The sequence below is a fragment of the Micromonospora sp. CA-259024 genome (assembly GCF_050936255.1).
Taxonomy (GTDB): domain Bacteria; phylum Actinomycetota; class Actinomycetes; order Mycobacteriales; family Micromonosporaceae; genus Micromonospora.
Genome location: NZ_JBNJND010000001.1, coordinates 4,145,101 through 4,169,908, shown reverse-complemented (window position 1 = coordinate 4,169,908; position 24,808 = coordinate 4,145,101). Strand labels below are relative to the sequence as shown.

General features: G+C 72.7%; 27 protein-coding genes. 19 read left to right on the top strand and 8 right to left on the bottom strand.

Annotation, left to right across the window (positions count from 1 at the left end; all coding sequences use genetic code 11):
* Positions 1 to 185: 185 nt before the first annotated feature.
* The 4 genes from ACQEUX_RS18420 (at position 186) to ACQEUX_RS18405 (ending at position 4,865) form a co-directional block, all read left to right on the top strand.
* Positions 186 to 1,349: a sensor histidine kinase gene (locus ACQEUX_RS18420; RefSeq protein ID WP_433049022.1), complete on the top strand. Its 1,164-nt coding sequence runs from the start codon at positions 186 to 188 to the stop codon at positions 1,347 to 1,349.
* Entirely contained in the window at positions 1,346 to 2,002 is a 657-nt protein-coding gene (locus tag ACQEUX_RS18415; protein ID WP_433049019.1) for a response regulator transcription factor, read from the top strand. The genes ACQEUX_RS18420 and ACQEUX_RS18415 overlap by 4 nt, the downstream gene beginning before the upstream one ends.
* A 114-nt stretch (positions 2,003 to 2,116) precedes the next feature.
* Positions 2,117 to 3,676 carry a signal recognition particle protein gene (ffh, locus tag ACQEUX_RS18410; protein ID WP_433049016.1) on the top strand — a complete coding sequence of 520 codons (1,560 nt, stop codon included), beginning with the start codon at positions 2,117 to 2,119 and terminating at the stop codon, positions 3,674 to 3,676.
* A 109-nt stretch (positions 3,677 to 3,785) separates the two neighbouring features.
* Entirely contained in the window at positions 3,786 to 4,865 is a 1,080-nt protein-coding gene (locus tag ACQEUX_RS18405; protein ID WP_433049013.1) for an amidohydrolase family protein, read from the top strand.
* A 61-nt stretch (positions 4,866 to 4,926) separates the two neighbouring features.
* Here the strand turns inward: ACQEUX_RS18405 and ACQEUX_RS18400 are convergent, their stop codons facing one another.
* Both ACQEUX_RS18400 and ACQEUX_RS18395 read right to left on the bottom strand, forming a co-directional pair.
* On the bottom strand, positions 4,927 to 5,523 hold the full coding sequence (locus tag ACQEUX_RS18400) for a TetR family transcriptional regulator (RefSeq protein ID WP_433049010.1): 597 nt from the start codon (positions 5,521 to 5,523) through the stop codon (positions 4,927 to 4,929).
* Between the two features lie 22 nt (positions 5,524 to 5,545).
* Positions 5,546 to 6,103 (bottom strand): hypothetical protein, encoded by a 558-nt coding sequence (locus tag ACQEUX_RS18395; protein WP_433049007.1) that lies wholly within the window; start codon positions 6,101 to 6,103, stop codon positions 5,546 to 5,548.
* A 69-nt stretch (positions 6,104 to 6,172) separates the two neighbouring features.
* Here ACQEUX_RS18395 and proS point away from each other — a divergent pair, with 69 nt between their 5' ends.
* The 12 genes from proS (at position 6,173) to ACQEUX_RS18335 (ending at position 14,371) form a co-directional block, all read left to right on the top strand.
* The gene (proS, locus tag ACQEUX_RS18390) at positions 6,173 to 7,579 is read left to right on the top strand and encodes a proline--tRNA ligase (protein WP_433049004.1); all 1,407 of its coding nucleotides are present in this window, start codon (positions 6,173 to 6,175) and stop codon (positions 7,577 to 7,579) included.
* A 1-nt stretch (position 7,580) separates the two neighbouring features.
* Positions 7,581 to 8,249, top strand: a complete 669-nt coding sequence (locus tag ACQEUX_RS18385; RefSeq protein WP_433049001.1) for a DUF402 domain-containing protein — start codon at positions 7,581 to 7,583, stop codon at positions 8,247 to 8,249.
* A gap of 229 nt (positions 8,250 to 8,478) precedes the next feature.
* Positions 8,479 to 8,940 carry a 30S ribosomal protein S16 gene (gene rpsP, locus ACQEUX_RS18380; protein ID WP_433048998.1) on the top strand — a complete coding sequence of 154 codons (462 nt, stop codon included), beginning with the start codon at positions 8,479 to 8,481 and terminating at the stop codon, positions 8,938 to 8,940.
* Positions 8,915 to 9,175, top strand: coding sequence for an RNA-binding protein (locus tag ACQEUX_RS18375; protein ID WP_425774327.1), 261 nt, complete (start codon positions 8,915 to 8,917; stop codon positions 9,173 to 9,175). The genes rpsP and ACQEUX_RS18375 overlap by 26 nt, the downstream gene beginning before the upstream one ends.
* Complete coding sequence (gene rimM, locus ACQEUX_RS18370) at positions 9,175 to 9,729, top strand: ribosome maturation factor RimM (RefSeq protein WP_433048995.1); 555 nt, start codon at positions 9,175 to 9,177, stop codon at positions 9,727 to 9,729. Before ACQEUX_RS18375 ends, rimM begins: the two co-directional genes overlap by 1 nt.
* A gap of 10 nt (positions 9,730 to 9,739) precedes the next feature.
* A complete protein-coding gene (gene trmD / locus ACQEUX_RS18365) occupies positions 9,740 to 10,513 on the top strand; it encodes a tRNA (guanosine(37)-N1)-methyltransferase TrmD (RefSeq protein ID WP_433048992.1) in 774 nt (257 codons plus the stop codon).
* A 143-nt stretch (positions 10,514 to 10,656) separates the two neighbouring features.
* Positions 10,657 to 11,013: a 50S ribosomal protein L19 gene (gene rplS / locus ACQEUX_RS18360; protein WP_184182400.1), complete on the top strand. Its 357-nt coding sequence runs from the start codon at positions 10,657 to 10,659 to the stop codon at positions 11,011 to 11,013.
* Positions 11,014 to 11,194: 181 nt separating this feature from the next.
* Positions 11,195 to 12,064 (top strand): signal peptidase I, encoded by an 870-nt coding sequence (gene lepB, locus ACQEUX_RS18355; RefSeq protein WP_433048988.1) that lies wholly within the window; start codon positions 11,195 to 11,197, stop codon positions 12,062 to 12,064.
* A 10-nt stretch (positions 12,065 to 12,074) separates the two neighbouring features.
* On the top strand, positions 12,075 to 12,710 hold the full coding sequence (lepB, locus tag ACQEUX_RS18350; protein ID WP_433048985.1) for a signal peptidase I: 636 nt from the start codon (positions 12,075 to 12,077) through the stop codon (positions 12,708 to 12,710).
* Positions 12,711 to 12,759: 49 nt separating this feature from the next.
* Positions 12,760 to 13,245 carry an NUDIX hydrolase gene (locus ACQEUX_RS18345; protein ID WP_433048982.1) on the top strand — a complete coding sequence of 162 codons (486 nt, stop codon included), beginning with the start codon at positions 12,760 to 12,762 and terminating at the stop codon, positions 13,243 to 13,245.
* Positions 13,239 to 14,051, top strand: a complete 813-nt coding sequence (locus ACQEUX_RS18340) for a ribonuclease HII (protein ID WP_433048979.1) — start codon at positions 13,239 to 13,241, stop codon at positions 14,049 to 14,051. The genes ACQEUX_RS18345 and ACQEUX_RS18340 overlap by 7 nt, the downstream gene beginning before the upstream one ends.
* Positions 14,048 to 14,371: a DUF2469 domain-containing protein gene (locus ACQEUX_RS18335; protein ID WP_007075222.1), complete on the top strand. Its 324-nt coding sequence runs from the start codon at positions 14,048 to 14,050 to the stop codon at positions 14,369 to 14,371. Before ACQEUX_RS18340 ends, ACQEUX_RS18335 begins: the two co-directional genes overlap by 4 nt.
* Positions 14,372 to 14,434: 63 nt before the next feature.
* On the opposite strand, the gene ACQEUX_RS18330 is transcribed toward ACQEUX_RS18335, so the two are convergent.
* A complete protein-coding gene (locus ACQEUX_RS18330) occupies positions 14,435 to 15,562 on the bottom strand; it encodes a sulfite oxidase (protein WP_433048976.1) in 1,128 nt (375 codons plus the stop codon).
* Between the two features lie 255 nt (positions 15,563 to 15,817).
* Between ACQEUX_RS18330 and ACQEUX_RS18325 the strand changes: the two genes are divergently transcribed.
* Positions 15,818 to 16,522: a murein hydrolase activator EnvC family protein gene (locus ACQEUX_RS18325; RefSeq protein ID WP_433048973.1), complete on the top strand. Its 705-nt coding sequence runs from the start codon at positions 15,818 to 15,820 to the stop codon at positions 16,520 to 16,522.
* Here the strand turns inward: ACQEUX_RS18325 and ACQEUX_RS18320 are convergent.
* The 5 genes from ACQEUX_RS18320 to ACQEUX_RS18300 form a co-directional block, all read right to left on the bottom strand.
* A complete protein-coding gene (locus tag ACQEUX_RS18320; protein ID WP_433048970.1) occupies positions 16,443 to 17,624 on the bottom strand; it encodes an aminotransferase class V-fold PLP-dependent enzyme in 1,182 nt (393 codons plus the stop codon). The two genes, ACQEUX_RS18325 and ACQEUX_RS18320, sit on opposite strands and share 80 nt — an antisense overlap.
* Positions 17,625 to 17,681: 57 nt before the next feature.
* Positions 17,682 to 18,680: a tyrosine recombinase XerC gene (locus tag ACQEUX_RS18315; protein ID WP_433049962.1), complete on the bottom strand. Its 999-nt coding sequence runs from the start codon at positions 18,678 to 18,680 to the stop codon at positions 17,682 to 17,684.
* A gap of 343 nt (positions 18,681 to 19,023) precedes the next feature.
* Positions 19,024 to 20,229 carry a DNA-processing protein DprA gene (locus ACQEUX_RS18310; protein ID WP_433048967.1) on the bottom strand — a complete coding sequence of 402 codons (1,206 nt, stop codon included), beginning with the start codon at positions 20,227 to 20,229 and terminating at the stop codon, positions 19,024 to 19,026.
* Complete coding sequence (locus ACQEUX_RS18305) at positions 20,226 to 21,746, bottom strand: YifB family Mg chelatase-like AAA ATPase (protein WP_433048964.1); 1,521 nt, start codon at positions 21,744 to 21,746, stop codon at positions 20,226 to 20,228. The genes ACQEUX_RS18310 and ACQEUX_RS18305 overlap by 4 nt, the downstream gene beginning before the upstream one ends.
* Positions 21,747 to 21,785: 39 nt before the next feature.
* Positions 21,786 to 22,145: a YraN family protein gene (locus ACQEUX_RS18300; protein ID WP_433048961.1), complete on the bottom strand. Its 360-nt coding sequence runs from the start codon at positions 22,143 to 22,145 to the stop codon at positions 21,786 to 21,788.
* Between the two features lie 469 nt (positions 22,146 to 22,614).
* On the opposite strand from ACQEUX_RS18300, the gene ACQEUX_RS18295 reads away from it, so the two are divergent.
* On the top strand, positions 22,615 to 23,631 hold the full coding sequence (locus tag ACQEUX_RS18295; RefSeq protein ID WP_433048958.1) for a hypothetical protein: 1,017 nt from the start codon (positions 22,615 to 22,617) through the stop codon (positions 23,629 to 23,631).
* Between the two features lie 238 nt (positions 23,632 to 23,869).
* The gene (rpsB, locus tag ACQEUX_RS18290; RefSeq protein WP_433048955.1) at positions 23,870 to 24,757 is read left to right on the top strand and encodes a 30S ribosomal protein S2; all 888 of its coding nucleotides are present in this window, start codon (positions 23,870 to 23,872) and stop codon (positions 24,755 to 24,757) included.
* Positions 24,758 to 24,808: the final 51 nt, after the last annotated feature.

Below are 24,808 nucleotides of genomic sequence, written 5' to 3'. Positions count from 1 at the left end.
ACGAGCGTGATACCTCAGAGTCATCTTGATGCCTCAGGGTCATCAGGCTCATGAGGGCGTCCGCCACCGACGCGGTGCGATCGGGTGTTCCGGCCACCCTCGGCGGCGGGTACGTCCGGGGGCGTAGCTGCGGTGCCGCTCGTGGACGCACGCCTGACGGCATCGACGCGGGCAGAATGACGGCCATGCGATGGACCGGGCGACAGGAGGCGGCGGCCGACGCCGTGCTCGCCCTGGTGCTGCTCGCGTTCGGGCTGCTCGCCACCGGCCTGGCCGGGGACAACCAGCCGGGGTCGAGGCCGGTGGACGCCGCCTGCCGGGTGCTGATCGTGGTCGCCGCGCTGGCCCTGCCGGCCCGGCGCCGGGCCCCGGTGGCCACCCTCGCCGTGGTCACCGTGGCCACCTCGACGTACCTCGTGCTCGGCTACCCGTACGGGCCGATCCTGCTCACCTTCCTGATCGCGGTGTACAGCGTGGCGGTGCGACTGCCGGTGCGCCCGGCGGCGCTCGCCACCGGTGGCGCGTTCGTGCTGCTGCTGACCCACGTCTTCTGGTCGCGGGGTCCGGCGCCGGGCTGGGCCGGAGTGCTGCCCGCGTCGGCCTGGGTGGTCGTACCGTTCGCGGTGGGGATGGTGGTGCGGGTCAACCGCGAGGCAGCCGCCCGCAACCGCGCCGAGCAGGCTCGCAGTCGCGCCGAGCAGGCCCGGCGGCAGGCCGACGAGGAGCGGTTGCGGATCGCGCAGGAGGTGCACGACGTGGTGGGGCACGGGCTCGCCGCGATCAGCATGCAGGCGGAGATCGCCCTGCACCTGCTGCCGAAACGGCCCGAGCAGGCGGAGACCGCGCTGACCGCGATCAGCCGGACAAGTCGGGAGGCGTTGGACGAACTCCGGGTCACGCTGGGCGCGGTGCGGCAGGGTGCCGAGCGCGGGCCGGTGCCCGGTCTGGCCCGGCTACCGGCGCTGCGCGACCGGCTGGCCGGGGCCGGTCTCGCCGTCGAGGTGCGCGTGGTCGGCGACCCTCGGGAACTGCCGGCGACGGTGGACCTGGCCGCGTACCGGGTGGTGCAGGAGGCGTTGACCAACGTGCTGCGCCACGCCGGGGTGTCCGACGCGGAGGTGGTCGTCGGCTACCGGGCCGACGAGTTGACCGTCGAGGTCACGGACCGGGGCACGGGCGCTGCCACCGATGGGGCGGATCTGGCCGGTGACGGTGACGGTGGCGACGGCCACGGGCTGGCCGGGATGCGGGAGCGGGTCGCGGCATTGGGCGGGCGGTTGACCACCGGGCCGCGCGCCGATGGTGGGTTCCGGGTGTACGCCCGGCTGCCCGTGGAGCCGACGACGTGATCCGGGTCCTGATCGCCGACGACCAGGACCTCGTCCGGCTCGGTCTGCGCGCGCTGGTGGAGAGCGAGGACGACCTTTCGCTGGCCGGCGAGGCGGCCGACGGGCTCCGGGCGGTCGAGTTGGCGCGCCGGGAACGGCCGGACGTGGTGCTGATGGACATCCGCATGCCCGGCATCGACGGTATCGAGGCGACCCGGCGGATCGTCGCGGACCCCGACCTGACCGGTACGCGGGTGGTGGTGCTCACCACCTTCGAGCTGGACGAGTACGTCTTCGACGCGCTGCGGCACGGCGCGAGCGGGTTCCTCACCAAGGACACCCGACCGGCCGAGCTGCTGCGCGCGATCCGGCTGGTCGCGGAGGGGGAGGCGCTGCTGTCGCCGTCGGTGACCCGTCGGGTGGTGCGGGAGTTCGCCACCCGGCCGTCCCGGGTGCTTCGTCCGCACCCTCGGTTGGACGCGCTGACCGACCGGGAGCGCCAGGTGGTCGGCCTGGTCGGTGAGGGCCTGAACAACGAGGAGATCGCCGCCCGGCTGGTGGTCAGCCCGGCGACCGCGCGGACCCACGTCAGCCGGGCGATGGGCAAGCTGGGAGCCCGGGACCGGGCCCAGCTCGTCGTCTTCGCGTACCAGTCGGGGTTGGTCCCGGAGTGAGGCCCGGGCCGGGCGACAGCGGCCCCGGTACCGGGCGGCTACCCTAGCGGTGGCCGGACTTCGCAGTGCCGGCCGCGTTATGCCCGCCGGAACACTGACAAACGGGATGTTCGCGTGTTTGACACCTTGAGTGACCGCCTGTCCGGGATCTTCACCAAGCTCCGCGGCAAGGGGCGGCTCACCGACGCCGACATCGACGCCACCGCGCGTGAGATTCGCCTCGCGCTGCTGGAGGCGGACGTCGCGCTGCCGGTCGTCAAGGGCTTCATCGCGGCCGTCAAGGAGCGTGCCCGCAGCGCCGAGGTCTCCCAGGCGCTGAACCCGGCCCAGCAGATCATCAAGATCGTCAACGAAGAGCTGATCAACGTGCTCGGCGGCGAGGGGCGACGCCTCCAGTTCGCCAAGCAGCCCCCGACGGTGATCATGCTGGCCGGCCTCCAGGGTTCCGGTAAGACGACCCTGGCCGGCAAGCTGGCCCGCTGGCTCAAGGGCCAGGGGCACCAGCCGCTGTTGGTCGCCGCCGACCTCCAGCGCCCCAACGCCGTCGGGCAGCTTCAGGTGCTCGGTGGCCGGGCCGGGGTCGAGGTGTACGCCCCGGAGCCCGGTAACGGCACCGGTGACCCGGTGCAGGTGGCGCGGGCGTCGATCGAGCACGCGAAGCGGGCGGCCCGCGACATCGTCATCGTCGACACCGCCGGCCGACTCGGTATCGACGCCGAGATGATGCAGCAGGCCGCTGACATCCGCGACGCCGTTCAGCCGGACGAGGTCATCTTCGTCATCGACGCGATGGTCGGTCAGGACGCCGTCCGCACCGCCGAGGCGTTCCGTGACGGCGTCGGCATCACCGGCGTGGTGCTCTCCAAGCTCGACGGCGACGCCCGTGGCGGTGCCGCGCTGTCGGTGCGCGAGGTGACCGGGCAGCCGATCCTGTTCGCCTCCACCGGCGAGAAGTTGGAGGACTTCGACGTCTTCCACCCCGACCGGATGGCCAGCCGGATCCTCGGCATGGGCGACGTCCTCACTCTGATCGAGCAGGCCGAGCAGGCCTTCGACTCCGATCAGAAGGAGAAGATGACCGCCAAGCTGATGGGCGGTGAGCAGTTCACCCTGGAGGACTTCCTCGACCAGCTCATCGCGGTGCGGCGGATGGGCCCGATCGCCAACGTGCTGGCCATGATGCCCGGCATGGGGCAGATGAAGGACCAGCTCGCCGACCTGGACGACACCCACTTCGACCGGGTCACCGCGATCATCCGGTCGATGACCCCGGGCGAGCGGACCAACCCGAAGATCATCAACGGCTCTCGCCGGGCCCGTATCGCCAACGGCTCCGGGGTCACCGTGATGGACGTCAACCAGCTGCTCAACCGCTTCGCCGACGCGCAGAAGATGATGAAGCAGATGGGCGGCATGATGGGCCTGCCCGGCGGTGGCCGGCGTAAGGCGACCAAGTCGCCGAAGAACAAGCGCAAGGGCACCAAGGGTGGCGGTCGTCCACGTACCGGGGCCGGCGCCGGAATGCCGGGCGGCTTCCCGGGCGGCATGCCGCAGCTCCCACCGGGGATGGACCCGAACGACCTGGCCGCCGGCCAGGGCCTGCCGCCGGGCTTCAAGCTCCCGAAGATCGACTTCAACAAGCTCGGCAAGGGCGGCGACAACCGCCCCCGCTGAGTGTGTCGGTGACGGTAGGGCGACGTCATCCGTGGACCTGCCGGCCCTGACCGCCCGGAAGAACGACCTGCTCGCTCCCGACGGGGCGTGATCGGGTAGGACTGTGCGCATGGCTCTTCACGTGCGCGCTGTGCTGCTCCCCGACGACGAGGTCCGGGATCTCTGGCTGGTCGGCGACCGGGTGACCTTCACCCCGGTGCCCGGTGCGGAGACGGTCGTCGACGGTGGTTTCGTCCTGCCGGGCCTGGTCGACGCGCACTGCCACATCGGCATCGCCCACGGCGGCGCCCCGATCACCTCTCTCGACCAGGCCCGCGAGCTGGCCCACGTCGACCGGGACGCCGGAGTGCTGGCGATCCGCGACGCCGGTTCGCCGTACCCGTACCCAGAGCTGGACGACGAACCGGACCTGCCGCGACTGGCCCGCGCCGGCCAGCACGTCGCGCCGCCGAAGCGCTACCTGCGCGACATCGGCGTGGAGGTCGACGCGTCCGACGTGGCCGCGACGGTGGCCGCGCAGGCGCGGGCCGGCAACGGCTGGGTCAAACTGGTCGGCGACTGGATCGATCGGGGTGTGGGTGACCTGGCGCCCGCCTGGGACGCGGACACCCTCACCGCGGCCGTGCGGGCCGCGCACGACGCCGGGGTACGCGCCGCCGTGCACACGTTCTCCGAGTCGGCCGTCGAGATCATGGTGCGGGCCGGGGTGGACTCGGTGGAGCACGGCACCGGGCTGAGCCTCGACCTGGTCGACGAGATGGCCCGGCAGGGCACCGCACTGATCCCCACGATGATCAATATCGTCACCTTCGGGGACATCGCCGAGCAGGCGCGGGCCAAGTTCCCCGGGTACGCCGACCACATGCTCGCGCTGCGCGACGGCTTCCCCGAGGTGGTACGTGCCGCGCACGAGGCGGGGGTGCCGATCTACGTGGGCACCGACGCCGGCGGCGGCATCGACCACGGCCTCGCCGCCGAGGAGATGTTGCTGCTGCACGAGCGGGCCGGCATGGCGCCGGTCGACGTGCTCGCCGCCGCCTCCTGGGGCGCCCGGGAGTGGCTCGGCTTCCCCGGCCTCGTCGAGGGCGGCCTTGCCGACCTGACCGTCTACCCCGAGGACCCCCGCCGCGACCTGCGCGTCGTTCGCGCCCCGTCCCGCACGATCCTCCGCGGCCGCGTCATCCGCTAACCCCCGCGAGCGCCGCCCCGGCCGGGCCGTGCCGCGTCGCCCCGCGCCGGGCCGGCGCGGGTCAGAGGGCGGGGCGGGCGGCGGCGCTGAAGAGGTGTACGGCAAGGTCGGCGAGGGCCGTGGCGGTCTGCTCGATCGGTTCGCGGGGAAGCACGATGTGGCTGACCACCAGGCGGACGATGGTGTCGGCGGCGAAGGCCAGCGCTGCCTGGTCCGCTCCGGGCAGGTGGTCGCCGGCCCAGTCGATCAGCGCGCCGGCCGCCTCGGTGAGCACCATCTCAGCCCGGGTGGTGAGGTACGGCAGTAGCTCGTCCGAGCCGCCTCGGGCGCTGCTCAGGATGGCCTTGACCAGGGGGTTTTCCGCCGCCGTGGTGAGGGTGTGCGCGATGGCCGCGGACGCGCCGGCCCGTACGTCGGTGCCGTGGGCGAGCAGAGCGGTCCGGACGGCGCCGACGAACCGGTCCACCTCGGCGCGGGCGAGCGCCTCGGCGAGCCCTGCCTTGCTGCCGAACTCGTTGTACACGGTCTGCCGGCTCACCCCGGCGGCGTTCGCGACGGCACCCATCCGGACGCCGTCCCAGCCGGTCGCGACGGTCAGCGTGCGGGCGGCGTCGACGATGCCGGTCCGTACCGGGGTGGGGCCCCTCTGCTCAATCATGGTGGTCGAAGTGTAGGTCGGTTCAGCGCACCTCGATCTGGTACTGCGCCTCGACCCAGAACCGCCCGCCGTCGGTGCCACCGAAGCTCAGCTCGTGTCGGCCGGGGCCTGGCGGCGGGATCAGCCCCCACAGACCCCAGCAGGAGACCGGAACGGACCACGGCCACCTGGTGACGACGTTGTTGAAGAAGCCGCGGACCGGGAACGGCTCGGCCGATCCGGCCGGTGTCAGCGCGATCGGCAGTCCGTCGAGCTGCGCGTGCCCGGTCGCGTCGAGGTCGGCCTCGGCCGGGCCGGTTCCACCGCCGACCTGCCACCAGCAGAACGCCGGGAAGAAGAGTGGCCGTCCGGCGGGGACCACGCAACTCCGTTGCACAGAGCCACCGTGCGTACCCGCGAGGAACCACACGTCGGCGGGCTGGTGACGCCCGGCGTGCCGGCCGGACCGGTCGGCGATCGGGCTGGTCGGCTGCCGGTGTCGGGCCACCCAGCGCACCCAGCTCGCGGCCAGGTGTGCCAGATCGGGGGCCTCGGGCTCGGGGGTGGGAGCCGCTCCGGTGTGCGGATTGCGGAAGGTCATGACGGCAGATGCTAACGATGCCGCGCCCGAGCGCACTGCCCTGACGAGCGGCGCATAGGATGTGCGGTCATGGCACGCGTGCTCACTCCCCGTGCGGAGGATTTCCCCCGCTGGTACCAGGACCTGATCGCCAAGGCGAAGCTGGCCGACAACGGCCCGGTCCGCGGCACCATGGTCATCCGCCCGGCCGGCTACGCCATCTGGGAGCGTATGCAGGCCGAGATGGACGCCCGGATCAAGGCGGCGGGTGCGGAGAACGCGTACTTCCCGCTGTTCATCCCCGAGAGCTACCTCAAGCGTGAGGCCGAGCACGTCGAGGGCTTCTCGCCGGAGCTGGCGGTCGTCACCCACGGTGGTGGCAAGCCCCTCGCCGAGCCGGTGGTGGTGCGCCCCACCAGCGAGACGGTGATCGGCGAGTTCATGGCCAAGTGGATCGACTCGTACCGGGACCTGCCGCTGCTGCTCAACCAGTGGGCGAACGTGGTCCGGTGGGAGCTGCGTCCGCGGATCTTCCTGCGTACCAGCGAGTTCCTCTGGCAGGAGGGGCACACCGCGCACGCCACCCGCGAGGACGCTCGGGCGTACGCGCGGCGGATCCTGCACGAGGCGTACGAGGACCTCATGGTCAACGTCATCGGCATCCCGGTGGTGGTGGGCCTGAAGACGACGCGCGAGCGGTTCGCCGGTGCGACGGCCACGTACACCTGCGAAGGCATGATGGGTGACGGCAAGGCGCTGCAGCTGGGCACCAGCCACGAGCTGGGCCAGAACTTCGCCAAGGCGTTCGACATCAGCTACTCCTCGAAGGAGGGCGGCCGGGAGCACGCCTGGACCACCTCCTGGGGCACGTCGACCCGGATGCTCGGCGGCCTGATCATGGCGCACGGCGACGACAACGGCCTGCGCGTGCCGCCGAAGCTGGCGCCGATCCAGGCGTACGTCATGGTGGTCAAGGACGGCGACGGCGTGGGCGAGGCGGCGGCCAAGCTGCGCGACGGCCTGCGCGACGCCGGTGTCCGGGTCGCGCTCGACGACCGGACCGACACCCCGTTCGGCCGCCGCGCCGTCGACGCGGAGCTGCGCGGCTATCCGGTACGTGTCGAGGTCGGTCCCCGCGACCTGGCCGCCGGCAACGCGGTGGTGGTGCGCCGCACCGACGGGTCGAAGTCCCCGACGCCGGTGGCCGACGTGGTCGCCGCGGTGCTCGCCGCGCTGGAGACCGACCAGCGGGTGCTGCACGACCAGGCGCTGGCCAACCGCGAGTCGCGCACGGTGGAGGTGGCCACCCTCGCCGAGGCGATCGAGGCTGCCGCGAACGGCTGGGCCCGGGTGCCGTGGTCGGCGGTCGGCGTTGCCGGCGAGGCCGAGGCGAACGGCCAGGGCGTCACGGTGCGCTGCCTGCTGCGCGCCGACGGCTCCGTACCGGACTCCGAGGACGAGCCCGACCTGATCGCCATCCTCGCCCGCGCCTACTGAGATGCGCCCGAGCGGTCCCGAGGACCGGTTCGCGCCGGGCCGGCTGATCATGCATCGGAACGTGCGGCACGGCCGGATCGGGTGGGTTCGGCCGGGCCGGGTGGTCAGCGACGACGAGCGGGGCCTGCTGGTCTGGATCGCCCGGGACTCGCCGGTGGCCCACGAGGTGACCGAGGCGGGCCTGGGGATGCGCGCGATGCCGTTCGCCCAGTGGATCTCGTCGTCGTACCGCTTGGCGCACGGGCACTGGAACGGGCCGCCGCTGTTGAAGTTCCTGCCCACCGGGGCGGCGCACTCGGTGTGGTGGTTCCGGGACGCGCGGGGCCGGTTCGCGAACTGGTACGTCAACCTGGAGGAGCCCGGTGTCCGCTGGGACGACGGCCCGGTGGCCGGTGTCGACGTGGTGGACCAGGACCTGGACGTGGTGGTGCGCCCGGACCTCAGTTGGCACTGGAAGGACGAGGACGAGTTCGTCGAGCGGCTCGCCTTCGGTGACGACTACTGGGTGACCGACGAGAAGGCGGTCCGCGCGGAGGGGGAGCGGGTGATCGCGCTCGCCGAGGCTGGTGAGTTCCCGTTCGACGGCACCTGGTGCGACTTCACGCCCCCGCCAGACTGGGATGTACCGGACGAACTTCCGCCGGGATGGGACCGCCCGCCGGTGCGTTGAGAGGTGTTCCAGGTCACCGGAGACGCGGTGTCCGGGTCCGATGCGTGAGATCGGCACCGGATCTGGCAGAATAGGTCGCTGGTATCCGGCGCGCGTCCGGCGCCCTCTAACCCGGGCACGTCGCCAGTCCACCGAGTAGTCTCCGGCCCAACCCCACTGTGCCGGTCGGCGCTCACCCATGCACACCGCCCGTACGGGCCGGTGAGATCGCAACAGGAGCGAAACAACTGTGGCCGTAAAGATCCGGCTCCTGCGGATGGGCAAGATCCGCAACCCGCAGTACCGCATCGTCATCGCCGACTCGCGCACCAAGCGTGACGGTCGGGCGATCGAGTTCGTCGGGGTGTACCAGCCGAAGGAAGACCCTTCGGTCATCGAGGTCAAGTCGGAGCGGGTCCAGTACTGGCTGTCCGTCGGCGCTCAGCCGAGCGAGGCGGTGCAGCGGCTGCTGGAGCTGACCGGTGACTGGCAGAAGTACAAGGGCCTGCCGGCCCCGCCGCCGCTCCTGGTCGCCCCCGAGCGGGCCGACCGCAAGGCGGCGTACGAGGCTGAGGCGAAGGCCGCCGCCGGGCTCGCCCCGGAGACCCCGGCCAAGCCGGCCAAGAAGGCCGCCAAGGCCGCCGAGGCTCCGGCCGAGGCGCCGAAGACCGAGGCTCCGGCCGCTGCTGCCGACGCCGGTGAGCAGGCCTGACATGCCACTGCGTCCGGCGTTGGAGCACCTGGTCAAGGGCATCGTCGACAACCCGGACGACGTCCGGGTGCGGATGGTCGATTCCCGTCGGGGCAAGCGGCTCGAAGTCCGCGTGCACCCCGAGGACCTCGGCACTGTGATCGGGCGGTCCGGCCGGACCGCCAAGGCGCTGCGCCAGGTGATCGGCTCCATCGGCGGGCGCGGAGTACGCGTCGACATCGTCGACTCGTACTGATGCAGCTCGTCGTCGGCAGGATCGGCAAGCCGCACGGTGTCCGCGGTGAGGTCACCGTGGAAGTGCGGACCGACGAGCCCGAGGCACGGTTCGCCCCCGGCACAGTGTTACGCACTGAGCCGGGGGCGACGCCCCCTCCATCCACTGATGAGCCCGGGGTGCCGTTCCGGGTTCCGGCGGAGCTGACCATCGAGGAAGCCCGCTTCCACCAGGGCCGGGTGCTCATCGCGTTCGGTGGAATCCTGGACCGCAACACCGCCGAGGCGCTGCGCGGCACCCTGCTCGTGGTGGACAGCGCCGACGTGGCCCCGCCGGACGATCCGGAGGAGTTCCACGACCACCAGCTCGTCGGGTTGGCCGTGGTGACCCCGGCGGGCGAACGCCTGGGCGAGGTTGCCCGGATCGACCACGCGCCCTCGTCCGACCTGCTGGTGCTGCGGCGCCCCGAGGGGCGTACCGCGTTGATCCCGTTCGTCCGGGCGATCGTTCCGGAGGTCGACCTCGCCGGCGGACGTGTGATCGTCGACCCGCCAGCCGGACTGCTCGACCTCTAGGACCACCCCAATGCGCGTCGACGTCGTGTCGATCTTCCCGGAGTACTTCGCCCCGCTCGACCTGTCGCTGATCGGGCGGGCGCGGGCCAACGGCGTACTCCGGCTTGCCGTGCACGACCTGCGGACCTGGACCCACGACGTGCACCGCACGGTCGACGACACCCCCTACGGTGGCGGGCCGGGAATGGTGATGCGCCCGGAGCCATGGGGTGAGGCGCTGGACGCGCTCGCGCCGGCCGAGGCCCCGCCGCCCCGGCTGCTGGTGCCGTCGCCGGCCGGTGCCCCGTTCACACAGGCCATGGCGTACGAGTTGGCCGCCGAGTCGCACCTGCTCTTCGCCTGCGGTCGCTACGAGGGGATCGACCAACGGGTGCTGGCGCACGCCGCCACCCGGATGCCGGTCACCGAGGTCTCCCTGGGGGACTACGTGCTCTTCGGCGGCGAGGTCGCGGTCCTGGTGATGCTGGAGGCGGTCACCCGGCTGCTGCCGGGGGTGTTGGGCAACGCGGGCTCGCTGGACGAGGAGTCGCACGCGCACGGGCTGCTGGAGGCGCCGATCTACACCAAGCCGCCGAGCTGGCGTGGGCACGACGTGCCGGAGGTGCTCCGCTCCGGTGACCACGGCAAGATCGCCCGCTGGCGGCGCGAGGAGGGCCTGCTGCGGACCGCCGCCCGCCGCCCGGACCTGCTCGCCGCGCTGCCCGCCGATCGGCTCGACAAACGGGACATCGCGGCGCTGGACCGGGCCGGATTTCAGCTGCCGCCGGGGGATGTGGCAAAGTAGGGGGGTTGCCGCATCCGTCCGCGCCCGTGGACGGCTGCGAGGATCGCCGACCGGGGTCGGCCCGCCGACCACCACCCGGGGATCAGAATCACCCACCCGCGCACCGAGTGACGGTGCGCCGTGAGCCTTACGAGGACGCAGCGATGAACATCCTGGACGCCCTTGACGCCCAGTCGAAGCGGACCGACCTTCCCGACTTCCGGGCCGGTGACACCGTCAAGGTGCACGCCCGCGTCGTCGAGGGCAACCGGTCCCGTGTCCAGATCTTCCAGGGCGTCGTGATCCGCCGCCAGGGTGACGGTCTGCGCGAGACCTTCTCGGTCCGCAAGGTCAGCTTCGGTGTCGGCGTCGAGCGGACCTACCCGCTCAACGGCCCGGGCATCGACCGGATCGAGATCGTGACCCGCGGTGACGTGCGTCGCGCGAAGCTGTACTACCTGCGCGAGCTGCGCGGCAAGAAGGCCAAGATCAAGGAAAAGCGGGAGAAGCTGCCCAGCTGACTTCCCGCTCGCCACGCCGCCTGAGCTGCGCGTATGCCGTACCGGCCAGACCGCACTACCCTGGTCGTACGGGCGCAGCGAGGCGGCGGGCCCGCCCACGTGGCGGGCAGCTGTCCACTACCGCCCGTGGAGCCTCGACGAGGCTCCCGGGCGGTGGTGTTTCTGCGGACCGGGGAGTGGCGTGGTGCAGACGCTTGACGAGGACGGCACCGTCGATCCGTGGCGCCGACGGGCTCGCCGCACCCGCCGGCAGATGCCACTCTGGCAGGAGCTCCCGCTGCTGCTGGTGGTCGCGTTCTGCCTCGCGGTGCTGATCCGCACCTTCCTGCTCCAGGCGTTCTTCATCCCGTCCGGCTCGATGGAGGACACTCTCCTCATCGGGGACCGGGTGCTGGTCAACAAGGTCGTCTACGACGTTCGTGACCCGGTACGCGGCGAGGTCGTGGTCTTCCGGGGCACCGACCGCTGGGCGCCGCAGGTCGACGAGCAGCCGAAGCCCGGCCTCGCCGGCCGGCTCACCCGCACCGTCGGCGACCTGGTCGGGGTGAGCCGCCCCGGCGAGAAGGACTTCATCAAGCGGGTGATCGGCCTCCCCGGTGACCGGGTCAAGTGCTGCGACAGCCAGGGCCGGGTGACCGTCAACGGCACGCCGATCAACGAGCAGTACGTCCTTCGGGACTCCCCACTGGACCTGCCGCCCAACCCGTCGGAGTGCCGCTCCCGGCGCTTCGACGAGGTGGTCGTACCCCCTGGCCAGATATTCGTGATGGGCGACCACCGCGAGGTCTCCCAGGATGCGCGCTGCCAGGGCCCGGTGCCGATCGACAACGTGGTGGGCCGGGCCTTCATGGTGGTCTGGCCCTCGTCCCGGTGGACGTCGCTGTCGGTGCCGTCGACGTTCGAGGACGTGTCCGGGCCGGTCACGGCGTCCTCCGGTGCGCCCCCGGTGCGACCCACTCCGCAGGGCGGTGTGCTGCTGATCCTTCCGCTGGTAGCCGCGCTGCGTGGTTCCCGCGCGTTCCGGACGGTGACGTCCAGTTCGGCAACGTAGGCTCCTTGGCGTGATTGACGAGCAGACCGACAAGCCGCGCAGCTCCTTCTGGAAGGAGTTGCCGATCCTGCTGGGTGTGGCGATCCTGGTCGCGGTGCTGGTCCGCGCCTTCGTGCTGCAGACCTTCTTCATCCCCTCCCCGTCCATGGAGAACACTCTCAAGATCGATGACCGGGTGCTGGTCAACAAGTTGGTCTACGACTTCCGATCGCCGCACCGCGGCGAGGTGATCGTGTTCAAGGCTCCGACCGAGTGGAGCGGCAACCCCGATGGTGAGGACTTCATCAAGCGGGTGATCGGCGTCGGCGGCGATCACGTGGTCTGCTGCGACCCCGAGGAGCGGCTGATCATCAACGGCAAGTCGCTGGACGAGCCGTACATCTTCTCGATGGACGGGATTCGCGACAAGCCGGCCGACCAGGAGTTCGACATCACCGTGCCGAAGGGTCGGCTGTGGGTGATGGGCGACCACCGCTCGGCCTCGGGCGACTCACTGGAGCACTGGCAGCAGTCCGGGCAGAACATCACCGAGGCCACCATCCCCGAGGGCGAAGTCGTCGGGCGGGCGTTCACCGTCTTCTGGCCGGTCAGCCGGGCCACGTGGCTGACCGTGCCCGATCAGTTCGACGGCATTCCCAAGCCGTAGACCGACGGGGGCGTGGGCGATCCGCCGCCGGTCTGGCAGGCTGGGGGCCGTGACCGTCTACACCCCTCGACGCGCGGCCCGCGTGCTGCTCGTCGACGCGGCCGGTCGGGTCCTGTTGTTCGAGGGCTTCGACCCGGCCCGACCCGGGCACCGCTACTGGTTCACCCCGGGCGGTGGGCTCGATCCGGCGGAGTCCCCGGCAGCGGGCGCGGCCCGGGAACTGGCCGAGGAGACCGGGCTGCGGCTCGACCCGGCCGAGCTGGGCGACCCGGTCTGGTCCGACACGACCGAGTTCACGTTCGACGGCACCTGGTACCGCCAGACGCAGGACTTCTTCCTCCTCCGGGTGGAGTCCTGGGAGGTGGACACCGCGGGCTTCAACGACATCGAGCAGCGCAGCATCGCCGGCCACCGCTGGTGGCTTCCCGACGAGCTGGTGGCCAGCGGTGAGCGGTTCTACCCCGCCGAGTTGCCGGTGCTGCTGACCCGGCTGGGGCAGCCGACCACTGCCGGCGCCGACGGGGCGACGTGCTGACCCCGCCGCGTACCGTCGTGCGCCGCGAGGCCGGCCTGTACGCCCTGGAGCGGGCGTTGCAGCGGCGTGGTTTCCGGCACGTTGCTGGCGCCGACGAGGCGGGCCGGGGCGCGTGCGCCGGTCCGCTGGTCGCCGCCGCTGCGGTGCTGCCCGAGGGGCGGCGCGGCGAGATCGAGGGGCTGGCCGACTCGAAGCTGCTCACCCCGGCCAGCCGGGAACGGGTGTACGCGGAGGTCGTGGACCGCGCACTCGCGTACGCCGTGGTGGTCATTCCGGCCGAGGAGGTCGACGCCCGGGGGCTGCACGTGTGCAACCTGGCCGCGATGCGGCGGGCGCTCGCCTCGCTCACCACGCGCCCGGAGTACGTGCTGACCGACGGCTTCGGCGTGGACGGCCTGGGGGTGCCCGGGCTGGCGGTGTGGAAGGGCGACCGGGTTGCCGCGTGCGTCGCGGCAGCCAGCGTGCTCGCCAAGGTCACCCGGGATCGGATCATGGTGGAGATGGACGGGGTGTTCCCGGCGTACGGCTTCGCCGAGCACAAGGGCTACATCACCCCGGAGCACTCCGCGGCGCTACAGGAGCACGGCCCGTGCCGGGAGCACCGTTTCTCGTACGTCAATGTCGCCGCGGTCTCCGGCCGCGACGGCCGGCCGCCGCGCGCTCGACGGCCCGGCGGCCACGGCCCGGAGAAGCCGATGGGGCGCTCCCGGGCGTCAGGGGGTACCGTCGGCGTGGCGTTGGGCGAGCAGCCTCGGCCTCCGACGCCGGTGGGGGAAGATGTGGCCATGGAAGGCGGAGTGCGATGAGCGCGGAAGATCTCGAGAAGTACGAGACCGAGATGGAGCTGCAGCTCTACCGGGAGTACCGCGACATTGTCCGCCAGTTCTCGTACGTGGTGGAGACAGAGCGTCGGTTCTACCTGGCCAACCAGGTCGACCTGCACGTGCGCAACTCCGACGGCGAGGTTTACTTCGAGGTCGAGATGCACGACGCCTGGGTGTGGGACATGTACCGTCCTGCCCGCTTCGTGAAGAACGTCCGGGTGATGACGTTCAAGGACGTCAACGTCGAGGAGCTGGAGAAGCCCGACATCTCGCTGCCCGCCGACTCCGGCTTCGGCGGCTGACCGCACCCGTGCCACCCGGCCGCACCACGGGCCCCCCACCCGTGGTGTAGCACCTGCCGCCGATCACTCGGCCGGCACCACGACCTCGACCCGCTGCACCAGGTTGTTGGCGAAGCCGCCACGGTTCCACGGCTGCTCGACCGGCTGGGTCCGCCCGGACGCGTCGGTCGCCCGTGCGCCGAGCACGTACCGACCGGGGGTCGCGACCCACTCGTGTCGCCAGCGCCGCCAGGCGAAATCTCCAGCGTTCGCCGGGTCCAGCTCGGCCGGTGCCCAGCTCTCCCCACCGTCGGTGGTCACCTCCACGGCGATCACCGGCGCGTGCCCCGACCAGGCCCGACCGTCGATGGTGCATGGTCCCGGGCGCAGCACCCGGCGGCGGGACATGAAGTCGGGGAAGCCGGGCGGGCGGACCAGCGCCCGCGGCTCGATCCGCGTGACCGGCACACCCGGGTCGTCGGCGTCACGGCGCACCCGGTACGCCACCGCGTTCTGGTAGCCCTCGAACGGTTCGGTCCGGATCTCGATGGAGTGGACCCACTTCACGTGCGCCATGCCGTACCAGCCCGGCACGATCAACCGCAGCGGCGCGCCGTGCTGCGGCAGCAGGGGAGCGCCGTTCATCTCGTACGCCAGCAGCACCTCATCGCGCAACGCGTCGGCGACCGGCAGCGCCCGCTGGTAGTCCTGCTCAACCCCCCGCTCGACACCGTGATCGGCGCCGGTGAAGACCACGTCCAGCGCGTCCGGCCCGAGGCCCGCCTCGCGCAGCAGCGGCGCCAGCGGGGTGCCGGTCCACTCGGCGTTGCCGACCGCCTCGACCAGCCAGGGCTGGCTGACCGGCCGGGGGTGCAGCAGGGCTCGACCGTTGCCGGCGCACTCCAGGGTCACCTGGTGGGTGACCCGGGGCCGCTCGCGCAGCTCGGCCAGGGTGACCGTCAGCGGCCGGTCCACCGCGCCGCCGATGGTCAGCGTGTGCGTCGACGGGTCGAGCTCCGGGATGTCGTAGTGGATCAGCAGGTAGTGCAGCCCGGCCGGGGTGACGTCGTAGCGCAGCGCCTCCAACGGGATGCCGTGGTTGCGGGCGGCGAGCTGCAACTCCTCGGCGCTGATGGCCTCGTCCGGCTCCGCGAGACGGGACGGGCCGCTCACGTCAGCCACCGTCGGCATCCGGTCATCGACAGTGGTCATGCGGCCTCCCCGATCCAAACGGCGGCACTCGCCGTACGCGGCCCAGCCTAGGCCCTTTGCGACGGCTCGAAAACGGCCCGGCGACGCGGTCGGGCTGGGGGTAGCGGGAGCGTCGTCACCGCCCGGACGTGGCCGCCGACCCCGCGCATAGCAGATCATCGAAGCCTCTGGGTGGTCGTCCACAGCACCACCGGGTTGTCCACAGGTCCGCGGCCGGGCCGGCGGGCGACCCGGCCTCGGCCGGAGGCTGCCGTCATGCGACCGCCATCCGCCCCGCGCCTCGGCTCGATCCGTCGTACCGTGCTGCTCTGCACCGCGTTTCCCGTCGCGCTGACCGTTCAACTCTGCGGGCTGGCCGTGCTGGTCGCGGCGGTGCCCGGCCAGTCACCGGCGTCGGCCGTGCCGGTCGCGGCGGCGGCGCTCGCCCCGACGGGCGTCGCGCCGGGGCGGTTCCGCTGGCCGGTCGACGGGCCGCCTCGCCCGGTACGCCGGTTCGATCCGCCACCCCAGCCGTGGCTGCCCGGGCACCGGGGCGTCGACCTGGCCGCCCCAGCCGGGGCGGTGATCCGCAGCGCCGGGTCGGGCACCGTGCTCTTCGCCGGCCTGGTGGCTGGCCGACCGGTGATCACCGTGGGGCACGCCGACGGGTTGCGGACCACCCACGAGCCGGTCCGACCGGGCGTCCACCCCGGCCAGTCGGTCACCGCCGGCACGCCGCTGGGCGAGCTGCTGTCCGGCCATCCGGGTTGCCCGGCCGACGCCTGCCTGCACTGGGGGCTGCGCCGGGGAGAGGAATATCTGGACCCGCTGGCACTGCTCGGCCTCGGCCCGGTGCGCCTGCTCCCGGTTGACCGGGTCGGTAACGCCGGGGGCGGTGGGGTCAGCGTTGGGCGAGCAGGGCCGGCAGCCGCACGGCCAGCCGCTCGTACTCGGCGGCGGTGTTGTAGACCTGACCCGTGAGCCGCAGCCAGCCCCGGCCACTCCAGCTCATCACCGCCACCTCGGTGGCGAGCCGCTCGCCGATCCTCGTCTGCAACGCCCGCGCCGCGTCGACGGTGGTGGCGGTGCCGTCCGCCAGCGGCACGAGGCGCAGAGACACCCCCGGCCCGCCGGGGTCGGGCAGTTGGGCGGGGGGCACGCCGAGCGCGTCCCCCACCACCCGCTGGCCGTACGCGGCCAGGGCGGCGTTGTGCGCCCGTACCCGGTCGACACCGAGACTGCGCAGCGTGAACAGGCCCGCCGGGGCGGCCAGCCAGGAGGTGTAGTCGAGAGTCGCCTGCCACTCGATCCGGGCCGGGAAACCGGAGTCCTGTTCCCAGGAGACCACCAACGGCTCGATCCGGTCCCGCCACTGCGGTGCCACCGCCAGCAGGGCGGTCCCGCGTGGGGCGTACGCCCACTTGTGCAGGTTGCCCGCCCAGAAGTCGGCGCCGATGCTGGCCACCGGGGTGGAGAGCATGCCCGGGGCGTGCGCGGCGTCCACCAGGACCGGCACGCCGTGTTCGCGGGCCACCCCGACGATGGCGGCGGCCGGGAAGAGCTTGGCGGTGGCCGAGGTGAGCTGATCGACGACGAGCAGCCGGGTCCGCCCGGGGCGCAGGCCGGCGCGGATGGTCTGCACGATCTGCTCGTCGGTGGCGTTCAGGGGAATCGGCACGACCCGGCTGACCGCCCCGGTACGCCGGCACTCGCGCTGGATGGCCAGGCTCACCGCGCCGTACCCGTGGTCGGTGCTGAGCACCTCGTCACCGGGTTGCAGGCCCACCGACTGGAGCACCACGGCGACGCCGGTGGTCGTGTTGCCCACCAGGGCGCTGCCGTCGGGGTCGGCGCCCAGGAAGCCGGCGACGTGCCGGCGGGTGTGGGCGATCCGGTCGACCAGCCCTTGGGTGAAGAAGCGCAGGGGGTTGGCCTCCATCTCGTCGCGCAGCCGCTGCTGGGCGCGCTGCACCCCGATCGGGACCGCGCCGAACGAGCCGTGGTTGAGGTGGCTGACCGCCGGGTCCAGGGAGAACAACAGACGGGCGCCCGGTATCGGCTCAGGCGGCTGCGGGACGCTCACCCGGTGATCGTAACCGCCGGTGGATCATCACCGAGCGGTTCGCCCTTCCGGCCCAGCTCAGGCGCGCGGGTGGGCCTGGCGGTAGGCGGCGCGCAGCCGCTCCACCGAGACGTGCGTGTAGATCTGCGTGCTGGCCAGCGACGAGTGGCCGAGCAGCTCCTGCACGGCGCGCAGGTCCGCACCGTTCTCCAGGAGGTGGGTGGCCGCGGAGTGGCGCAGAGCGTGCGGGCTGGTCCGGGGCAGGCCTGCGGCCTCGGCGTACGCACCGACGATCTGACGCGCGGTCGTCGGGTTGAGCCGACCACCCCGGGCGCCGAGCAGCAGCGCGTCGCCGGTGCGGGCGCCCAGCAACGCCGGGCGGCCCCGGCGCAGCCAGTCGTCCAACGCCCGCTGCGCGGGCACCCCGTACGGCACCGCGCGCTCGCGTCCGCCCTTGCCGAAGACGCGGATCACCCGCCGACCGTGGTCGACGTCCCCGACGTCCAACCCGCAGGCCTCGCTGACCCGTACACCGGTGGCGTAGAGCAGCTCGAGCAGCACCCGGTCGCGCAGCGGCACCGCCTCGGTCGCGGCCTCTTCCGCCGCCTCCGGTGTCGGCCCGGCTGGTGGGTTCGCTGGCGAGGCGTGTCGGGCCGGCGCCTCGACCAGGGCGGCCGCCTGGTCGGCGCGCAGGACGGTGGGTAGCTCCCGGTGCGCACGAGGGCTGGCCAGCGCGGCACCCACGTCGGCGCAGAGCAGCCCGGCCCGGTGCGCCCAGGCACTGAACGCCCGGGCCGACGCGGCCCGCCGGGCCAACGACGTGCGCGCCGCACCGGTGGTTCGCTGCCGCGCCAGCCAGCTGCGCAGCACCGACAGGTCCAGCTCGGCCAGGTCGACGCAGCCCATCCGTACGGCGTGGTCGAGCAGCGACACGACATCGGTGACGTACGCGCGGACGGTGTGCGCCGAACGGTTCCGCACCCGGGACAGGTGTTCGGCGAAGGAGTCGACGGCGTCGCGCAGCGCCGGCGGTAGTGCCTCGTGCATGGCCCGGCTGCCCCGGTCAGGCCGGCTCATCGCGGCCACACCGGCCGCGCCGTCGCGGCCGGGCTGGCCGGTCGCGCCCACACCGGTCGCGCCGTCGCGGGTGGGCTGGCCCATCGACCGGCCCCGGCACCCTCACTCACAGTTGGCACGGCACCAGCCTACGGCCGCGTGTCGTGCGTCACCGGCCACGATGGTGCCGGTGTTCGTCGCCCCCGACTACCGGCGGTTGGCCCTCTTGATCAGGAAAATGACCAGGCCGGCGATGAGCGCGGCGGACGTGACGAGACAGCACAGCGTGGTGATGTGCCACGGCTTGATCGCACCCATGGCCGCGCACCATACCGGTAACACCGACTGCCGGGGTGCCCGTCCTTCAGCGGGCGGCGATGCCTTCCGCGCCGCCCTTCGGCGCGGCGGGTGGGGCGAGGGCATAGCCGTCGTCACGACGGACCACCATGGACAACTCTTCCAGCAGGGACAGCTTGCGCAACGCGGTCCGCACGTCGACACCGGCGCGGGCGGCGAGCCTGTCCACACCCATCGCGCGTCGGCGGGGCAGCGCCTCCAGCAGCGACCGCGCGTCGTCGTCGAGCGCGTCGGTCGGTCGCTGTGGGCCGCGCGTCAGCGGGGCCAGGTCGGCGCCGATCCGGCCCACCTCCTCCAGCACGTGCGCCACCCCGGTGACCAGCCGGGCCTTGGGGTACTCGCGGAGCAACTCGTGTGCGCCGACGGACATCGCCGAGGTCACCGGCCCGGGCACCACCATCGCCACCCGTTCGGTGTAGATGGCTCGTCGCGCGGTCTGCGTCGCGCCACTGCGCGCCGACGCCTCCACCACAACGGTGCCCAGGGTGCCTCCCGCGATCACCCGGTTGCGGATCAGGAACCGGGGCCGCAGCGGCTCGGCGCCGGGCGGCCACTCACTGACCAGCAGCCCGGTGTCGGCGATCCGGTCGAAGAGCGCGGCGTTACCCATCGGGTACGGCCGATCCAGCCCACAGGCGAGCACCGCGACGGTCAGGCCACCCGCGTTGAGGGCACCCCGGTGGGCGGCAGCGTCGATGCCGAACGCACCACCGGACACGACCGTCCAGTCCCGCTCGGCCAGCCCGTACCCCAGCTCAGTGGCAACGTGCTGGCCGTAACCGGTGGCTGCCCGCGCTCCGACCACGGCCACCGAGCGCTCCAGGGCCTCGCCCAGCGGCCAGCTTCCGCGCACCCAGAAGCAGAGCGGTGGGGCGGTCTCCCCGTCCACCCGGCGGGTGGCGTCCGGCAGTTGCAGCTTCACCAGGCCGGCTACGCGGGCCGGCCACTCCTCGTCGTCCGGTGTGACCAGCCGGGCACCGAGCCGGTCCGCCCGTTCCAGCGCCTCCGCCGCGATCGCCCGGGCGTCGCCCGCCGCCGACCGGGCGGCCACCGTGGTGTGCAGCCAGCCGTCCGGGCTGCCGCCGTCGAGCAGCAGGTCCAGGGTCGCCACCGGACCGAGCCGTTCCACCAGTCGGTGCACCGCACGGGTGCCCGGTTCGGCCAGCCAGGTCAGTGCCACCCGGGCCAGTCTGCGCTCCTCGTCGGCGCTCACGTCGCCTCTCCCGTCCGTAGTTGGATCGCCTCCCGGACGTCATCCAGGTCTGGCCGGTCCCGGCCGTCCAGGTCGGCGATGGTCCAGGCCATCCGGATCACCCGATCGAAGCCGCGTGCCGACAGCGAGCCGGAGTCGAGCCGGCCACGCAGCTCGGCGGTGACCCGGGCGGGCAGCCGCCACGGCGGTCGGCGCAGGTGTGGGCCGTCCACCTCGGCGTTGACCCGTCGACCGAGAGCGGCCCAGCGGGTGGCCGCCGCCTGCCGGGCCGCCGCCACCCGGGCGGCGACCGTCGCCGAGGGCTCGGCGTCGCCGTCGGGTGCCATCAGCTCCGCCGCCGACACCGGCATCAGCCGCACCTGTACGTCGATCCGGTCGAGCAGCGGCCCGGAGAGCCGGCCCAGGTAGCGGCGGCGAACCAGCGGGGTGCACTCGCAGTGCGCGTCGCCGGCCGGCTTGGCACACGGGCACGGGTTGGCCGCCAGCACCAACTGGGTCCGGGCCGGGTACACGGTGCCACCCCCGCTGCGACTGAGCTGGATGCGGCCGTCCTCCAGGGGTTGGCGCAGTGCCTCCAGGGCGCCCTTGCTGAACTCGGGGGCCTCATCCAGGAAGAGCACGCCGCGGTGTGCCAGCGACACCGCGCCGGGTCGGGCCAGCCCCGAACCGCCACCGACCAGCGACGGGATCGTCGCGGTGTGGTGCGGCGCCTGGAACGGCGGGCGACGCAGCAACCGGCCGCCCGGCGGCAGCAACCCGGCGACCGAGTGCAGGGCGGTCACTTCCAGCGCCGCGTCGTCGTCCAGCTCCGGAAGGATGGACGGCAGTCGTTCGGCGAGCATCGTCTTGCCGGCGCCCGGAGGGCCGAGCAGTGCCACGTGGTGCCCACCGGCGGCGGCCACCTCCAACGCGCGGCGGCCCATCTGCTGCCCGGCGACGTCGGCGAGATCCGGCCCGCCGGCTACCGGTGCCGGGGTGGCGGCCGGCGGCTCGATCAGCGGGGTGCCGTCGCGGACGAAGGCGACCAGCCGGTGCAGGGTGTCCACCGCGCGCACCCGTACCCCGGGGATCACCGCGGCCTCGGCGGCGTTGCCGAGCGGAACGATCACCCGCCCGACACCGGCCTGGGCCGCGGCGGCGACCATCGGGAGCACCCCGCGCACCGGCCGGACCGTCCCGTCCAGCCCCAGCTCGCCGAGGACCACCACCCCCTCCAGGGGGAGCAACGGCAGCTCTCCCGAGCCGCCCAGCAGAGCCGCGGCGATGGCCAGATCGAACGCCGAACCGAATTTCGGCAGCGTGGCGGGCAGCAGGTTGAGGGTGATCCGCCGATTGGGCCAGCGCTGGCCGGAGTTGACCACGGCGGCGCGGACGCGGTCGCGGGCCTCGTGCAGGGCGGTGTCCGGCAGGCCGGAGATCACCACCGCCGGTAGGCCGGCGGCGAGGTCGGCCTCCACCTCGACCAGGTGGCCGGTAACCCCGACCAGCCCCACACAGAGCACCTTCGCGTAGCTCACGGCGCGTCACCGCCAGCCCGAACGCCCGGTGTGCGCATGTCAGAACGCGCCCTTGAGATGGTCGACCTGGGCCGGACCGGCGTCGGGTAGGCGCACCGACAGCACGTCGAAGCGCACCTCCTCGGCGGTCGTGCCCGTCTCGGCGAGCCAACGCGCGGCGAGCCCTCGCAGCCGGCGTGCCTTGGCCGGTACGACCGCCTCGGCCGGGGAGCCGAAGTCGTCGCCCCGGCGGGTCTTCACCTCACAGAAGGCGAGCACCGGCCCGTCCCACGCGATGATGTCGATCTCCCCGGCCGGGCAGCGCCAGTTTCGGGCGACCGGGCGCAGCCCTGCCTCGGTCAGGTGTCGCGCGGCGCACCGCTCGCCGTACGCGCCGACCGCCTGGTTCCGCTTCGTCATGGCCGGCACGGTGCCCGTCGGAGTGCGAGCGCCGCGACCCCGCGACTGCCCGTCTGTGGACGACGGGTGTGCTGTGGACAACCGCACGATCAAGCCCGCCTGTGCTAAGGCGTTCCGCGTGCCGGCGGTCCGGCGCCAGGCGCCAGGCGCCAGGCGCCCTGCGTCCGGCGCCCTGCGTCCGGCGCCCTGCGTCCGGCGCCCTGCGTCCGGCGCCCTGCGTCCGGCGCCCTGCGTCCGGCGCCCTGCGTCCGGCGCCCTGCGTCCGGCGCCCTGCGTCCGGCGCCCTGCGTCCGGCGCCCTGCGTCCGGCGCCCTGCGTCCGGCGTGATCAAGTGATGAAAAGTAGGTCAGAAGCGGTGCTGGCACCTACTTTTCATCACTTGATCATCGCGCTGCCCTCCGATGCCGCGGGCGCCGTGACGGGACGGGTGAAATGGCGCGGGCGCGGCCGGTCGCATACGGTGCCGGACGTGGACGGACGACGGAGCTTTCCCGAAGATCAGGAGTCGCGCTGGTACCCCGACGAGCGGGGTCGTGGCTACGGCGAGTCGGAGTGGCGCGGCGCGGGTGAACCGCGGTACCGGGACAGCGAGATTCCCGAGCAGCGAGGCGTCGACGACGGCCGCGCCGTCGAGGACATCGGTGCTGGTCGAGGCCGGGAGCCCGACTCGGGCCGCTTCGGCGCGGTAGACGCGGGACGTTTCGGGGGTACGCCCGAATCGGACTCGGGTCGCTTCGCTGCCCTGGACGCCCAGCCCGGTCGGTTCGGCGCGACAGAGGCGAATTCGGGACGGCTCGGTACCGTCGACCCGTTGGGTGACGCCCGGCCGGAGACCGACGGATACCGGGCTGTCCGGTCACGGCGGGCGGACCGGGACCCCTCGGAGATCTCCGGTGAGCTGCCCGGTCGCCGGGCGGCCCGGGAGTCGGCCGGCGCGGGTTCCCCGCTGGCCGCTGGGGTGTCGGAGGCCACGCGCGACGCCCCGCTGGCGGCCGACACATCGGCCGGCCTGCTCGCTGACCAGGCTCGTCCCGCCCCGCTGGGTGGGTACCCGATCATCGAGCCGACCCGGGGCGGGGACACGCCGCACCCGCTGGAGATGCCGACCGGCCCGATGCCGGGGATCGGCCCCCGAGCCGACCTGCCCGCGGGCGGGCCGCCGGTGTATCCGCCGGTGGCCGACGGTGTCTACCGGACCCGCCGCCCCGTGTTGGCCGTACTCTTCGCCCTGCTGGTGTTGATCTTCGAGATCCCCGCGCTGCGGGTGCTGCTGGCGGGCGTGACCGGTGATCCGGTGAACGCCGGGAACGTGGTGGTGGGTATCGCTCTGGTCTCCGGGCTGCCGATCTTCGCGACCGGGCTGTATGGGCTCCGTACCGGAGGTTTGGCGCTTTCCGACGGTGGCCGGGGCTGGCTACGCCCGCCGACGGCCTACCTGACCGTCGGCCTGGTGCTCTTCCTCGCCGCGGCGCTCGCCGCCGGCTGACCCGCCCCACGCCCCGCCGCGCACCCCGGGGCGGCTGAACGGGTGAGGGGCGTACACTGCCAACTGGCGACCGCCCCGTGCGGTCGACCTCGCGCGCCCTCTTCACGAATCGTCGTGGAGCGACGGCCTCCCTGGTCCCGATCTTGGTCGGGCCCACCATGGGCCGGCGATCAGGCGCCAGGACGCCCGGCCACCGGCCGGGCGTGACAAACCAGGGATCTTGAGGAGTACCCCAACCATGGCCGTCGTGACCATGCGCCAGCTGCTGGAGAGCGGTGTCCACTTCGGGCACCAGACCCGGCGCTGGAACCCGAAGATGAAGCGCTTCATCATGACCGAGCGCAACGGCATCTACATCATCGACCTGCGCCAGACCCTCGACTACATCGAGAAGGCGTACGAGTTCGTGCGTGGGACCGTCGCCGAGGGTGGCAGCATCCTGTTCGTCGGCACCAAGAAGCAGGCCCAGGAGGCGATCGCCGAGCAGGCGACCCGGGTCGGCCAGCCGTACGTCAACCACCGCTGGCTCGGTGGCATGCTGACCAACTTCCAGACGGTGTACAAGCGGCTTCAGCGGATGAAGGAGCTGGAGGCCCTGGGTGACCTCAGCGGCACCGCCGCCGGTTACACCAAGAAGGAGACCCTGCAGCTCTCCCGCGAGAAGATCAAGCTGACCCGCACCCTCGGTGGCCTGCGGGACATGCAGAAGCTTCCCGCCGCGGTCTGGATCGTCGACACCAAGAAGGAGCACATCGCCGTCGACGAGGCCCGCAAGCTGGGCATCCCGGTGATCGCGGTGCTGGACACCAACTGTGACCCGGACGAGGTCGACTTCCCGATCCCGGGTAACGACGACGCGATCCGCTCGGCCGAGCTGCTGACCAAGGTCGTCGCCGCCGCCGTCGCGGATGGTCTGATCGCGCGTTCCGGCCGTCGCCGTGGCACCGACGAGAAGCCCGAGCCGGGTGTCGCGAGCGACGAGCCGCTGACCGAGTGGGAGCGCGAGCTGCTGGAGCCGAAGAAGGCCGACGAGTCGGCCGAGAAGCCCGCCGCTGCCGCCACCGAGCAGCCCGTTGCCCCGGAGCAGGCCACCACCGAGCAGCCGGCTGCCGCTACCGCGGAGTGATCGCACCGTCGCTGCCCCGCCGTCCGTTTTCTCGACGCGGGGCAGCGGCGG